The following is a 13961-nucleotide window of genomic DNA, read 5'->3' on the forward strand; positions in this document are numbered from 1 at the left end:
GCTGCGCCCCCGCAGCATCGACCACCACGACGGGAGACACGATGGCCGACGACGGCGGCGAGCCGGAACTGCTCTGCGAGACCCACGACGGACTGGCCCGCCTGACGATCAACAGACCACACCGGATGAACACGCTGAGCCGCGGACTCCAGGAGCAGATGCGCCGGTCGTTCGCCCAACTGGCAGACGACCGAGACGTGCGAGTGATTCTAGTGCGCGCCAGCGGGGAGCGGGCCTTCTGCGCCGGAGCCGACATGAAGGAACCGGGCCGGCATGCGTACTCTAATCTCGCCGACTACCTGCACGACCAGCCCGGATTGTTTGACGAGATGCGGCGTTGCCGGCAGGTGATCGTCTCCGAGGTCAACGGTTGGGCGGTAGGAGGCGGCCTGCAACTCGCGCTCTTCTCCGACCTGATCTACGCGTCCGCCGGGGCACGCTTCACGCTCCCCCAGGTCCGGCTCGGGCTCATGCCGCCGTACGGCACGACCATCAGGCTTGCACGTCACATCGGTCATGGCAGAGCGATGCAGATGTCGCTGCTCGGCTCAGAACTCACCGCCGAGGACGCGCTGCACTGCGGCCTGGTCCAGGACGTGAGTCCTGACCCCCACACCCTGCGCGCGCATGTCGACTCGATCATCCGAACGCTGCTCGAGCTCCCGCCGCAGAGCCTCCTGCTCACCAAGAACGCACTGGTGACCGGATGGGAGATGAGCAGCGAGGCAGCAGCGTGGGCCGACCGGTTCCGCGACTACTCCCTCAAACGCGGCTGACCCACGCGGAACGAGAGCGACCCACGCACCGTCGGCCCGGTGGCGCGACGGACCTTCAGGCCGAGCCCGGCGCGTCATCGCGCGGGCTCGGCCAGCTTCTAGCCCAACTGCTTAATGTCTGGCTGTTGACTATAAGGAAAAAAGCAGACAGTATTCTGGCAGAATCGGGCCGCTGGTCGGCGAACCGACTACGACAATCCCAGGAGTAGGCGTGAACGAGATCTTCAGACCGGATCTCCTCGACGGCCGCGTCGCGGTCGTGACCGGCGGCGGAACAGGGCTCGGACTGGAGACGGCGACGTTGCTGGCCCGCCTTGGAGCCCACGTCGTGATCGGCGGCCGACGGCTCGAGGTCGCGCGCGAGGCGGCCGCATCGATCCTCGCCGCGGGAGGCTCGGCCTCGGCCTACCAGCTCGACGTCCGCGATTTCTCCGAGGTCGAGTCGGTCGTGGCGCAGGTCGTGGACCAGCACGGTGGGCTGGACATCCTCGTGAACAACGCTGCCGGCAACTTCCGGTGCAAAACCGAGGACCTCTCGCCCAACGGTTGGCGCACGATCGTCGACATCGATCTCAACGGCACCTTCAACTGCAGTCGCGCCGCGTTCGCCGCGCTCTCGGCGTCACCTCACGTGGGCCGGATCATCAGCATCATCACGTCGTACGCTTGGAGCGGCTGGCCTGGCTGCGCACCCGCGGCGGCGGCGAAGGCGGGAATCCAGTCGCTGATGCGGACTCTGGCGGTCGAGTGGGGTGACCGCAACATCCTCTGCAACTCGATCGCGCCGGGCGCGATCGGTGACACCGAGGGGGCCAAGCGCATCCACGAGGACGCGGGGCGGACTGATCACGAACTGTCGCGGGTGCCGGTGGGCCGCTTCGGTTCGCGCCACGACATCGCGACCGCCGTGGCCTACCTCGCTTCGCCCGCAGGTCGCTACGTCAATGGCACCGACCTGGTCGTGGACGGTGGCCGACAGTTCTCCTTCGGAAAGGCGTGACCACCACGATGGGACAGGACTTCGTGATCGAGACGTCGGTCGAAAACCGCGTGGCCGTGGTGCGGCTGGCCGACGAGGACAACCGCAACGCCTTGTCGAACGATATGCGCCAGGGCCTGGCATCGACCTTCGCCGACCTGGAGGACGACCCCGAGGTACGGGCGGTCTACCTGACCGGCCGCGGTCGCGCTTTCTGCGGCGGCGGTGACCTGCGGATGATGCGGGACGAGGGCGACGCCTGGTCGTCGCATCAGCGGTTCCGCCGCGCCGCGCGGTGGCTGACTGACATGATCCGCTTCCCCAAGCCCGTGGTCGTCGGGGTCAACGGCCCCGCCGTCGGGGGCGGGATCGGCATCGCGCTGGTAGGGGACGTGATCCTCGCGGGCCAGGAACGGGCGTCGTTCGTGTCCGGATTCCTGCGGCTTGGCCTCCTGCCTGACATCGGCGTCATGTACACGATGCCGCGCCTGATCGGCCTCGCCCGGACCAAGGCGTTCGTCTACGGCAACGCCACCTGGAGCGCGAGCGACGCCGAGCAGGCCGGCCTGGTGACGGCAGCAGTCCCGGACGCGGAGCTCGAGGCACGCGGCCTCGAACAGGCCAGAGCGATGGCCGAACTCCCGCTGGAAGGTTTTGGTCTCTCGAAGTGGCTGATGGGCCGGAGCTTGGAGTCCTCGCTCGACGAGATGATGACCTACGAGAACCTGGGTCAGTCGCTCGCCTACACCACCGAGTCGATGCGCGAGGGGCTCAGCGCGCTCCGTGAGAAGCGCGCCGCGGACTTTGTCGCTGCCTCGGAGCGAGAGCCCGCCGTGCGGGCGGCTCGCGGTCGGCACAAACGAGACTGACCGGACCCGGCCCTCCCCTTCCCTCCCCCGATTCTCATGATGACTGGAGCCCCGTCACGACAACTGTCGTGACGGGGCTCCAGTCATCAGTCCACCGTGCTGTGCGACGCGGTCAGCCGTCTTGCCCGTCTGTCGCCGAGGAGGCGGTCGCGGCGCGGAAATGATCCCGAAGATAGGTCAGGTGAGCGGCGATCTCGGCCTCCGCGGCAACACCGTCGCCGGCCTCGATCGCCTTGAAGATCCGCTGGTGCTGGGTGACGGCGTTCCGACCCACTTCCGGGGAGAGCTCGAGATAGCTCACCGGTTCGGATTCCCGGTGCAGCGCGAACACCAGCGACGCGAGAACCCGATTACCCGACATCCGGGCGATTGCGGTGTGGAACTGCGCGTCCAGCTCGGGGACGCTCGGGTCGTCCACTGACCGGGTCTTCTGCTGGTGGATGATGGCCCGCAGCTCGTCGAGATCGGCGGCGGTCCGGTTCGCTGCGGCCAGTGAGGCCGAGGGCACCTCGAGGAACTGCCGGACCATGGCGACCTCCTCGAAGTCGACCGTCCCCAGCCGCATCATGTTGTGCATCGACTCCTGCACGAGCGAGCCGAGGGCATGGTGATCGACGGTTTGCACGAAACTACCGCCCCCGGCACCCGGGATCTTGCGGATCAGCCCCTGACTCTCCAGTGTCGAGAGCGCCTCCCGGATCGTCGGTCGGCTAACGCTGAACTGCCGGCTTAGCTCCGCCTCGGACGGCAGGCGTTCACCGGTACGCAGCTGTCCTCCCAGGACTGCCTTGCGCAACACCTGTTCCACCTGCTGACGGGGGCGCAGCACACGCTGCCCCAACACCGCGCCTTCGGTCCGGCTGTCGTCGTCACCGGCAACTGCTGTCATCCTGCCCTCCACGCCCCGCATATGATCGGCGATCGGTTCGCCCCGCTGTTTATTGTATGACTTCATCACCGTCGCGTGTTACGGGAGTCGTACCGATCGATTACGGCTGTCGAGCGGCTTATTGTCCGGCGGCCATCTCGCGCAGCCGAAACTTCTGGATCTTCCCGCTCTGCGTCATCGGCATCTCCGGGAGTACGAGTAGCCGTTCAGGCAGGTAATGCCGCGACAGCCCCCGGCCGACCAGGAAGTCACACATCGACGGGAGATCGACGCTGCTGCCCGGCCGTAACACGACCACGGCACAGGCCCGTTCGCCGAGACGGTCGTCCGGGACCCCGACGACTGCCGCACTCAGCACATCGGGATGATCGAACAAGACGGTCTCGACATCGGTGACCGGAATGTTCTCACCCCCGCGGATCACGATGTCCTTGGTACGACCGCGCAGCGAAACCCACCCGTGCTCGTCGACGCTCGCCGAATCACCGGTGCGGAACCAGCCGCCCGGCAGGAAGGACTCCTGGGTGGCGTCCGGTCGGTCGAGGTATCCCAGGAACAGTGAAGGACCGCGGACGACAAGCTCACCGATCCGCCCGGTCGCGACGTCCGAGCCCTCCGCATCCACGACCCGGGCCTCAGACCCGTCGAACACCGACCCATCGGTTCGGAGGATCTCGTCCGACTCGGCGGGGGTGCAGGACACGATGATGCTGCACTCGGTCATCCCCCAGGCCGGAGCCACGTACGCACCCAGCGAGCGGGCTGCGGTCTCCGGAAGGTTCCTCGGCACCGAGGAACCCGCGATCACCACACACCGCAGCGGGCAGTCGGGATCGCCAGCGAGATCGGTCCGCATCATGTCCTGCAGGAAGGTCGGTGCGCCGAAGAATGCGGTGACCGCCTCGCGCCGGATGACATCGATACCCCAGGCGGGGTCCCAGCGATCGACGTGCACCCCCGTGCCATGCAGGTGGACGGTGAACAGCACTCCCCACACGAACCCGGTGTGGTGTCCGGTCGGGGACACCACCAGCTGGCGCATCGGTCCGCCGAAGACCTCGGACCCAAGATGTTCACCGAACTGCCGCACGCTGTGCATCAAGGTCTCGTGCGTGTGCATGGCGCCCTTCGGCTCCCCGGTGGTCCCGGAGGTGAACCCCAAGTAGCATAGGTCGTCGGGGCCCGGCCGGGGCAGATCGTGCCGCGGTGCGCCGGCGAGCGAGGACCAGAGGATCTCCGCGTCCGCGAGACCGTCACCGTCGTCGTCCACCACCAGCACCCGCTCGAGGGTGGGCACCTGTCGGCGCAGCCTGCGGGACAGCTCGAGGTGGGAGTTGCTACGCCAGCGCCGCGGTATCACCAGGACGCGCGCCCGGCTGCGGCGCAGGATCGCCAGCGCCTGCATCTCTCCGTATGCCACCGGGATGCCGGTGTACACCGCGCCAAGCTCAGCGGTCCCGAAGATCAGCGCGACGTACTCCACCCAGTTGGGCAGCATGACGGCCACGGCGTCGCCCGGACGAACACCGACGCTGACCAGTGCCGAAGCCGCCTTCGTGGCCTCTCGATCGAGGTCCCGGTAGGACCATCGAACAGTGCCGCCGACGGTGCGGTGACCGACCAGGGCTTCGCGATCGGGGTGTTCCGCGGCCGCTTGGTCGAGAACGTCCCGGATTGTGCGTCGCTGCCACCTCCCCTCGCCCCGGAACCGCTCCGTCAACTCCGGGTCGGTCGTCGGACTGGGACCGGCCGGTTCGGTGAACTCAGGGATTTCGGTGTGGTCCCGGCAGTTGTGCTCACACATCGCCAAACTCAATCGCGCCGATGCCGGCCAGTGCCTCGATCCGCGACGGTTCGATCCCCAACTCCTCGAGGATCTCCCGGGTGTGACTGCCCAGAGCGGGGAACCGCTCGTTCCGCGCCCGCGGAATCGACCCGAGCCGGAAGGGGCTGTGCACGGTGGACAGGCTCGCGCTGCCGGGGACCCGCATGATGCCGCCACGCGCCTCGACCTGGGGGTCCTCGACGACCTCGGACAGTGTCTGCACGAGCGAGCAGGGGATCCCGGCTTCACCCAGCATCTTGCGCCACTGCTCGGCCGGACGCTCAATCAGCTTGGCGGCGACGATCTCGGTCAGCCAGGACCGGTGCTCGCGGCGGCCCGCGTTGTCCGAGAGGGCCGGGTTCTCGGCGAGCTCGGGCAGGTCGACGAGCTTGCAGAAGCGCCGCCACTGCGCGTCGTTGCCGACGGCGACCACGATATCCCGATCCGCGGTGGAGAACGACTGGTACAACGCCAGTACCGAGTCGGTGCCTCCGCTGGGCGCGGGCTCGGGTTCGCCGGCGAGATAGGCCGCGATGCGGGGAGCCATCAGCGCGATGTCGGTGTCAAGCAGCGAAACATCGATGAGGTCGCCTTCACCCGTACTGGCCTGGTGCACCGCCGCCGCACTGATCGCCAGCGCGGCGCACATTCCCGTCACGACGTCCGACAGCGCTGTGGACACCCGCTGCGGGGACCCGCCTCTGGCGCCGGTGACCGACATCAGTCCCGAGCGGGCTTGGGCGGTGAGGTCGTAGCCGGGCAGGTCGTGATCGGGCCCGTCCAGGCCGAACCCGGACATCGCGCAGTAGATCAGCTGGGGGAACCGCGACCGCAGCCCGGCGGGGTCGAGACCGAGATCCCCGAGCTTGGCCGGGTTCAGGTTCTCCATGAACACGTGTGCGCCCGCGAGCAGGGAGTAGAGGATCTCCAGCCCCTCCGGGGCCCTGAGGTTGATCACCACCGAGCGCTTGTTCCGGTTGACCGAGGCGAACCACGCCGACGATCCGTCGGCGAAGGGCGGCCCCCACGCGCGGGCGTCGTCGCCGAAGCGCGGCCGTTCGACCTTGATCACGTCGGCACCGAGATCGGCCAGGTACATCGACGCCGTCGGTCCGGCATAGGAGGTGGTCAGGTCGACGACGCGGAGTCCGGCCAACGGACCACCGGCCGTCGAGCCGGATGTTTCGGAAGGAGCGACCATTAGCCGATACTGTCTGACAGTAAACGCCAATGTCAAGATGGGCTCCAATCGAGAACTACTTGACCGATCGCCGCCCGAGCCGCATGATGCGGCAATGCTGACCGTGATCCGTGGCAACGCCGGCCGACCCGCCGCGGGCGGGGGTGACACCTTCACGGGCACCGTGCTGCGGTCGCCCGTGCTCCCCGAAACCGATGGCATCTCAGTCGGAAGCGTCGTGTTCAGCCCGTGTGCCCGAACACATTGGCACAGTCATCCCGGCGGCCAGCTGTTGATCGTCGTCGCCGGAGAGGGCTTCGTGGCCGACGCCGACGGTCCGGTGCGAGTCACCACCGGTGACACCGTGTGGACGCCGCCGGGAGTGCGGCATTGGCACGGCGCGTGCGACACGCAGCCGCTGGTGCACACCGCGGTGACCGTCGGCGGCGTGGAGTGGGCCGAGCCAGTGAGTGAGGAGCAGTTCAGCGCCGCGCTGGGCGGCTGACCGACCATCACGGGACCATCGGACCGCAGATGACGAGCGCAGCGAACGATCGCAGACATCGAGCAACGTCGCCCCTGGGGCGGCGGAAGCGAGGAGGAGTAATGCTGTGGCACGGCAGGTACGACCGCCTGTTCGTCGGTGGCGAGTGGGTCGAACCGGCGACGACGGACACACTCGACGTGGTGTCGCCCTACACCGAGGAGGTGGTCGCCACCGTGCCATCCGGGGCGCCCGCCGACGTCGACCGGGCCGTGGCCGCCGCACGTGCCGCGTTCGACCGTGGGCCGTGGCCGCGCATGTCACTGTCGGAGCGGCAGGAGGTCCTGACCCGGCTCGCCGAGCAGCTCGAGCAGCGGCGTGACGAGATCGCAGCGCTCGTCACTGCCGAGATGGGATGTCCGATCACGCTGTCCCGACGCATCCAGGCGACTGGTCCGGCTCGCGCGGTGCGCACGTTCCTCGAACTGAGCGAGCAGTACCCGTTCAGCGCGGTCCGGTCCTCCGCCACGGGCCACGCCCTCGTGACCCGGGAGCCGGTCGGCGTGGTCGCAGCCATCGTGCCGTGGAACGTCCCGCTGATGATCGCAGTGCTCAAGCTCGCCCCGGCCCTGCTCGCAGGCTGCACGGCCGTGCTGAAGCCCTCGCCCGAGACTCCGTTGGATTCCTACCTGCTCGCCGAGATGCTGCTCGAGGCCGGGCTGCCGCCCGGAGTGGTCAACATCGTGCCCGCCGACCGCGAGGCCGGCGAGCACCTCGTGACCCGCCCCGAAGTGGACAAGGTCGCCTTCACCGGTTCGACTGCGGCCGGGCGGCGGATCGCGTCATTGTGCGGGAACGACTTGCGCCGGGTCACGCTCGAACTGGGCGGGAAGTCGGCCGCGATCATCCTCGACGACGCCGATCTCGATGCCACGGTCGAGTCGTTGCGGTTCGGCTCCCTGCGCAACAACGGCCAGATCTGCAGCTTGAAGACACGGTTGCTCGTCTCACGCCGGCGCGAGGCCGAGCTGGTCGACGGACTGCGCGACCTCATCGCGTCGATGCCCGTGGGTGACCCTACGGATGAGAGCACCCAGATCGGGCCGCTGGTCAGCAGCCGCCAGCGGCATCGGGTCGAGGACTACGTCCGCATTGGCCTGGCCGAGGGTGCTGAGATCGCCCTCGGCGGCGGCCGGCCGCACGGGCTCGCCCGGGGCTGGTTCGTCGAGCCGACCGTCATGACCGGAGTGAGACCCGGTATGCGGATCGCCCAGGAGGAGATCTTCGGGCCGGTGCTCGCGGTGCTGACCTACGACGACGAGGAGGAGGCGGTCGCGATGGCCAACGACTCCGAGTACGGCCTGAACGGAGCGGTGTTCACCACGGACCTGGATCGAGGCCTGTCGATCGCCCGCCGGATCCGCACCGGCACGGTCGAGCTGAACGGCAATCCGGCGGGACAGCACGCCCCGATGGGCGGTTTCAAGGGCAGCGGGATCGGACGGGAGTTCGGCCCGGAGGGCTTCGACGCGTTCGTCGAGCTCAAGTCGATCGGATTGCCCGAGGGCCTGGCGGGCGAACTGGCCGCTCTGCCCTGAGACCGGCCGGCAGGCCCCACTGTCCGGTGGTCGGGCACGCGGCCACCGGACAACCAGCCTCACCAGTCGAAGAAGCCCCGGTTGGTCTTCCGCCCGAACTCGCCGGCAGCGACCTTGCGTCGCAGGATCTCCGGCGGCGCGAACCGCGGGCCGACCTCCCGCTCCAGGTGCTCGGCGATCGCCAGACGGACGTCGAGTCCCACGATGTCGGTGGTACGCAGCGGCCCGACCGGATGCCGGTAACCAAGCGTCATGGCGGTGTCGATGTCCGCCGCTGAGGCGACCCCGTCCTCGACCATCCGCATGGCTTCCAGTGCGATGGCGACCCCCAGCCGGCTGCTGGCGAAACCGGGCGAGTCGGTGACCGTGATCCCAGTCTTGCCCAAGCCCTCGACCCAATCGCCCGCCCGTTTCGTCAGCTCGCCGGACGTGCGCGGGCCCACAACGACCTCGACCAGCTCGCTAGCCGGGACCGGGTTGAAGAAATGCAGTCCGACCAGCCGTTCGGGCTGCTTCAGCGCTGTCGCGATCCCGCCGACCGACAGGCTCGAGGTATTGGTGGCCAGGTCCGCGTGCGGACACAGCCCCTCGATGCGGCGAAGCACGGTGCGTTTGAGGTCCAGGTCCTCGGGCACGGCCTCAACCACCAGGTCGCAAGCCGCCAGCTGACGGTCCTCCACGGTGACTGCGAACCGCGTTGCGATCGCCTCGGCAGGGCAGGAGAGCGCCCCACGCTCCGCCGAGGCACGAAGCGAGCGGTTCACACGTTCCACCGCCGGGCCAACCAGGGCGGAATCGGCCTCGAGAACGGTGACGTGGCTGCCGGCGACGAGGAACGCATGGGCGATACCTGCACCCATGCGACCACCACCGACGACTCCGACGCGTTCGGGCAGGCTCAACGGATCTCCTTCCTGCGGCTACGCGCGGCCGGACCGGCCGGCACGTCCCCGCGGTGCGCGACGCACCGTCCGGTTGGACGAGCGGGAGGCATTCACCTTACCATAAGGTCAGACATTATACTGAGGGTAACTACTTGTCGCGCCGGTATGCGGTATGGCGGGCGCATGTCACCGGGCCTTGGCCGTCACCCGCACCGAGCCAGGGCATTCCTGCCAGATGTCGAGCGGCCGTGACGGACGCATTGAGGCCCCTCACTCAGGGGAACGTGCCACGCGACGGCCGTCCGGTGCCGCGTACTCCCGCAGGGCATTGGTGGTAACCCGTGCTTCCCATCGGCCATGACCGGGGCTTGCTACCGGGGTGTCCGCCGACCGCAGTGCGGGCCGGGACCTTCGACGTCAGCGCGCGGTGTAACCGCCATCGACGGCCAGCGGGTGGCCGATCACGAACTCGGCGGCCGGACTGCACAACCAGAGCACGGCGTTGGCAACCTCCTCCGGACGCCCGAGCCGGCCGATCGGCTGGTCACGCAGGTAGCCCTGCATGCCCTCGGGGTCCTCCTCCATCATCCGGGCCACCATCGGCGTCTCGATAACACCCGGGCAGACCGCGTTGATCCGGATCCCGCGCGGGGCGTATTCGAGTGCCGCGCTGCGGGTCAGACCGATCACACCGTGCTTGGACCCGTGGTAGATAGCGAGGCCGGCGATGCCGATCATCCCGCCGATCGAGGCACAGTTCACGATCGCGCCCCCCTCCTCCTGGGTGCGCATCTGCGCCAGCTCGTACTTCATACAGTTCCACACGCCGCGCAGGTTGATCCCGGTGACACGGTCGAACTCTGCGCCGTCGGCATCGGCGGTCTCGACGTTCGGGGTCTGCACACCCGCATTGTTGTAGGCCGCATCGAGACGGCCGAACTCGGCGACGGTGCGCGCGACCATGTCGGCCACCTGCTGCTCGTCGGCCACATCACAGCGCAGCCCGATCGCCCGGTGGCCCTCCTCGACGAGCCGCCCCGCCTCTCGCTGCGCAGCCGTCTCATCGACGTCGGCAAGCGCGACCGCCGCGCCGGACTCGGCGAACGCCCGCGCGCTCGCGAGACCCATTCCCGCACCTGCGCCGGTCACGATGGCAACTTTGCCTGTGTAGTCGATGTTCATGGGGAGCTCCCTTCAGAAGTGGATTCTGGAAGCGGTCACCGTCCGAGGACGGTGACATGGACCGGCGCGCGCTCGTCGGGATGCTCTCCACCGAGGATCTGGACGGCATGTTCGGCATCGGCCAGCGGAAGCGTGTGCGTGTGCCACCCGGTGAAATCCACTCGACCTCGTTCGATCGCGCGCACGGCCAGACGGTACGCCTCTGATGTCGCCCCGAATGCACCGACGACGTCGATCGATTTCTTCACGATCGTGTCGGAGACGAAGCCAGGGATCTCTCGGCCGCCCTTGAGGCCGCCCAGGGCGATGCGCCCACCGGGCCGCACGGCCTCCATGGCGTCAAGCACCGGCCGGGTCGCGAGTGGGACGACCTCGACCACTCGGTCCACCGAGTCGGCACCGATCACGTCGAGCAGGCTGTCCGGGTCGTTGGGGTCGACCACCAGCGTGTCGGTTGCGCCGGCGCGACGAGCCAGCTCGAGCTTGTCCCGGTCCGAGGCGAGTCCGGTCACGATGATGCGTTCGGCCCCGGCCGCCACCGAGGCCGCCACGCAGGCGAGCCCCCGCTGCCCGGCCCCGAGGATCAGCACGTGGTCACCGAGACCGACCCCGCCACGGAGCACGGCCCACTCGATGCCAGCCGAGAGCGGGTTGAACATCAGGGCATCCTCGGTCGGGATGTCCTCGCGGATCGTGTGCAGGACAGTGTTGCCGCGGAGCACCATGTACTCGGCGAGGCCGCCCCACAGCCCCGAGCCGACCGACAGCGGGGTGAAACCGTACTGGAGCTTGCGGGCGCACAGGATTTGTTCCCCAGCCATGCACCGGCGACAGACCCCGCACCCGGCACGGATCTCGACGGCGACACGGTCGCCCTCCGAAACCTGCCACCGCTCCGCAGCAGCCGGTGCGATGCGCTCGATTCGTACCAGCGGCTCGTGCCCGATGACGAGCGGGTACACGGCGAGCCCGAGGGCGTCGAGATGTCCGGCGTACTGCTCGTAATCGGTACCGCAGAGACCGCAGCCCTCGACCCGGACCACCGCGCCATCATCCGGCGGGGTGTCCGGCAGCTCGATCTCGTCGAGCGTCAGGTCGCGGGCGCCCCGGAGGATCCACGCTCGGCTGGTCGTCGCTACCACTAGCTCTCCCGTCGGTCGAGGTCGACGTGGCGGTCTCGACTCGCGGGGATCCGGGACGACGCCACGGGCGAAGCCGGGACGGGGCACGCCCGCCCGGCCCCAACATATTGACACCTCGCTTAATGTCAGTCAATTCACCGACGCGTCTCCGCGTTGGTCTCACCGCGCCGGTCTCGACCGCGAAGTGAGCCGACGCAACCTTCTCCAGCTTTGTGGGCCGACGTGAGTTCGGCGACTAGAAACTTCAGAACTGCTTGTCATGGGCGACATTCGACTCTATGATCAACTGGACTCACAAGTGGATCCAGTTAGGAATCCAGATGAAGTTACACCACTCGATCATGGTCGGCATCCTCGACAGATATGCAGACCGCTTCACCGAGTTCCAACCCTCGACACCCCTCGACGTGCGGATCAATCAAGCGGCCAGCCTGCACGGCGCCGAGGGGGTCGAGCTGGTGTATCCCGGCGACCTGACCGATTGGCAGAAGGTCGCCACCCAGGTGGAGAACGCGGGCCTGTCGGTCTCGGCCGTGAATCTGAATGTCAAGTCAGACGCCATGTGGCGCAATGGCTCCTTCACCAATCCGGACCCGGAGGTACGTCTGCGGGCGGTCTCCGACCTGACGACGTCGATGGACCTGGCAGCCGACCTCGGCGCCCACCTCGTCACGGTGTGTCCGCTGATGGACGGCTGGGATTACAGCTTTCAGGTCGACTACGCCTCCCATTGGCGCTGGATGGTCGACGGCCTCCGGGCGGCAGTCAGCCATCGTGACGACGTCCGGGTGGGGATCGAATACAAGGCGTTCGAGTCGCGTACGGCGATCACGGTTCCTGATGTAGGAACGACCCTCCACTTGTGTGACCGCGTCGGTGCCGACAATTTGGGTGTGACGCTCGACGTGGGGCACGCCCTCATTGCAGGGGAGACGCCAGCGATGAGCGTGACGATGGCGCACGACGCAGAGCGACTGTTCTACGTGCACTTCAACGACAACAACCGGAGTTGGGACTGGGACATCGTCCCGGGTGCAGTGAACCTCTGGGAGATGGTCGAGACATTGTTCTACCTCGAGCGGACAGGCTGGGAGGGTTGGCTGGCCTACGACGTCTTCACCAAACACGGGGATCCGGTACGTGCCTTCGACTCCACGCTCCGTGCCATGGAAGCGCTACAGCGCATGCTCGACAAACTCGGACGCGACCGGGTCGGCGATCTGATCGACAACGGATCTCCGGCCGAGACGACGGCTGCCCTGCTGACTGCGCTGGCGGAGTGAGACGTGCGGCTGGGTGTCGGGAGTTACGCGTTCCGCTGGGCGGTCGGCACGACCGACTTCCGCCCAACCCGTCCGATGACGTGCGCGGACATGGTCGACGAGGCCGCACGTCTGGGGTGCGGGCTGCTCCAGATATCTGACAACGCCGAGCTCGATGGGGCCGATGACGACGACCTGACAGCACTGCGAGAGCACGCGCTACGTCGGGGTATCGCGCTGCAGGTCGGAGCGACCGGCTCCTCGGTGGAGGTTCTCATGCGCTACCTCGACGTCGCCGTCGCGACAGGCGCAGATCTTGTGCGGGTCGTGTTGGACGACAACACCGGGTGCGACGCTGCGACCCAGGACAGCACTGCAATCGAGTGGCTGAGCACCGTCGCGACACACTACGAACGAGCTGGGGTGACATTGGGCGTGGAGAACCATTTTCGCGTGACGAGCCCGCGGCTGGAGGTGATCCTCGACCGCGTAGGCAGTCGTGCCGTCGGCGCCGTGCTCGACGTCGCCAACTCGATCGTCTGCGGAGAATGGCCAGAGTACACGGTCGCCCGGCTTGCCCGGCACACCAAGGGCGTTCATCTGAAGGACTACGACCTGGTCCCCGAACTCGACGGTGTCGGCGCCCGAGTCATCGGTACTCCGCTCGGTCGAGGCCGGACCGACGTCGCAGCCGTGCTCGACGCCGTCTCGCCCGTCGATGACGGACGGCTCGGGATCGTGCTCGAGCTGTGGTGCCCACGGGCGACAACCGAGTCAAAAACCCTCGCAACAGAGACAGCGTGGAGGGAGGATTCGATGGCCGAAGCGCGACGTCAACTATGCAGGCCCGGCCCTCCGGGGGAGGCGAAGCGTGTCGCCCACTGAACCACC

At 67.8% G+C, this 13961-nt stretch carries 13 protein-coding genes; 7 read left to right on the forward strand and 6 right to left on the reverse strand.

All coding sequences use genetic code 11. From position 1 onward, the window contains the following. Nucleotides 1-41 precede the first annotated feature (41 nt). The 3 genes from ABZ863_RS27655 (at nucleotide 42) to ABZ863_RS27665 (ending at nucleotide 2624) form a co-directional block, all read left to right on the forward strand. Entirely contained in the window at nucleotides 42-776 is a 735-nt protein-coding gene (locus ABZ863_RS27655; RefSeq protein WP_358541350.1) for an enoyl-CoA hydratase/isomerase family protein, read from the forward strand. A 211-nt stretch (nucleotides 777-987) separates the two neighbouring features. Further along, nucleotides 988-1776, forward strand: a complete 789-nt coding sequence (locus ABZ863_RS27660; protein WP_358541353.1) for an SDR family oxidoreductase — start codon at nucleotides 988-990, stop codon at nucleotides 1774-1776. Next, entirely contained in the window at nucleotides 1773-2624 is an 852-nt protein-coding gene (locus tag ABZ863_RS27665) for an enoyl-CoA hydratase-related protein (protein ID WP_358541356.1), read from the forward strand. Before ABZ863_RS27660 ends, ABZ863_RS27665 begins: the two co-directional genes overlap by 4 nt. A 112-nt stretch (nucleotides 2625-2736) precedes the next feature. Here ABZ863_RS27665 and ABZ863_RS27670 read toward each other — a convergent pair whose 3' ends face one another. From ABZ863_RS27670 to ABZ863_RS27680, 3 genes are all read right to left on the reverse strand, one after another. Beyond that, the gene (locus ABZ863_RS27670; RefSeq protein ID WP_358541359.1) at nucleotides 2737-3513 is read right to left on the reverse strand and encodes a FadR/GntR family transcriptional regulator; all 777 of its coding nucleotides are present in this window, start codon (nucleotides 3511-3513) and stop codon (nucleotides 2737-2739) included. A gap of 118 nt (nucleotides 3514-3631) precedes the next feature. Beyond that, complete coding sequence (locus ABZ863_RS27675) at nucleotides 3632-5317, reverse strand: AMP-binding protein (protein ID WP_358541362.1); 1686 nt, start codon at nucleotides 5315-5317, stop codon at nucleotides 3632-3634. Then, complete coding sequence (locus ABZ863_RS27680) at nucleotides 5310-6539, reverse strand: CoA transferase (RefSeq protein WP_358541365.1); 1230 nt, start codon at nucleotides 6537-6539, stop codon at nucleotides 5310-5312. Before ABZ863_RS27680 ends, ABZ863_RS27675 begins: the two co-directional genes overlap by 8 nt. A 94-nt stretch (nucleotides 6540-6633) precedes the next feature. Here ABZ863_RS27680 and ABZ863_RS27685 point away from each other — a divergent pair, with 94 nt between their 5' ends. Both ABZ863_RS27685 and ABZ863_RS27690 read left to right on the forward strand, forming a co-directional pair. Then, nucleotides 6634-7023 (forward strand): cupin domain-containing protein, encoded by a 390-nt coding sequence (locus ABZ863_RS27685; RefSeq protein WP_358541368.1) that lies wholly within the window; start codon nucleotides 6634-6636, stop codon nucleotides 7021-7023. A 101-nt stretch (nucleotides 7024-7124) separates the two neighbouring features. Continuing rightward, nucleotides 7125-8600 carry an aldehyde dehydrogenase gene (locus ABZ863_RS27690; protein ID WP_358541370.1) on the forward strand — a complete coding sequence of 492 codons (1476 nt, stop codon included), beginning with the start codon at nucleotides 7125-7127 and terminating at the stop codon, nucleotides 8598-8600. A 59-nt stretch (nucleotides 8601-8659) separates the two neighbouring features. On the opposite strand, the gene ABZ863_RS27695 is transcribed toward ABZ863_RS27690, so the two are convergent. The 3 genes from ABZ863_RS27695 to ABZ863_RS27705 all read right to left on the reverse strand — a co-directional run bounded on the left by ABZ863_RS27695 (nucleotide 8660) and on the right by ABZ863_RS27705 (nucleotide 11808). Beyond that, nucleotides 8660-9502 (reverse strand): 3-hydroxyacyl-CoA dehydrogenase family protein, encoded by an 843-nt coding sequence (locus ABZ863_RS27695; RefSeq protein ID WP_358541373.1) that lies wholly within the window; start codon nucleotides 9500-9502, stop codon nucleotides 8660-8662. Nucleotides 9503-9901: 399 nt separating this feature from the next. After that, nucleotides 9902-10666, reverse strand: a complete 765-nt coding sequence (locus tag ABZ863_RS27700; protein ID WP_358541376.1) for a glucose 1-dehydrogenase — start codon at nucleotides 10664-10666, stop codon at nucleotides 9902-9904. Between the two features lie 35 nt (nucleotides 10667-10701). After that, nucleotides 10702-11808: an alcohol dehydrogenase catalytic domain-containing protein gene (locus tag ABZ863_RS27705; RefSeq protein ID WP_358541379.1), complete on the reverse strand. Its 1107-nt coding sequence runs from the start codon at nucleotides 11806-11808 to the stop codon at nucleotides 10702-10704. A gap of 320 nt (nucleotides 11809-12128) precedes the next feature. Between ABZ863_RS27705 and ABZ863_RS27710 the strand changes: the two genes are divergently transcribed. Both ABZ863_RS27710 and ABZ863_RS27715 read left to right on the forward strand, forming a co-directional pair. After that, nucleotides 12129-13091 carry a sugar phosphate isomerase/epimerase family protein gene (locus ABZ863_RS27710; RefSeq protein ID WP_358541382.1) on the forward strand — a complete coding sequence of 321 codons (963 nt, stop codon included), beginning with the start codon at nucleotides 12129-12131 and terminating at the stop codon, nucleotides 13089-13091. Nucleotides 13092-13094: 3 nt separating this feature from the next. Then, nucleotides 13095-13955 (forward strand): TIM barrel protein, encoded by an 861-nt coding sequence (locus tag ABZ863_RS27715; RefSeq protein ID WP_358541385.1) that lies wholly within the window; start codon nucleotides 13095-13097, stop codon nucleotides 13953-13955. Nucleotides 13956-13961 lie beyond the last annotated feature (6 nt).

The sequence above is a fragment of the Saccharomonospora sp. NPDC046836 genome (assembly GCF_040645195.1).
In the GTDB taxonomy this organism is placed as follows: domain Bacteria; phylum Actinomycetota; class Actinomycetes; order Mycobacteriales; family Pseudonocardiaceae; genus Prauserella_A.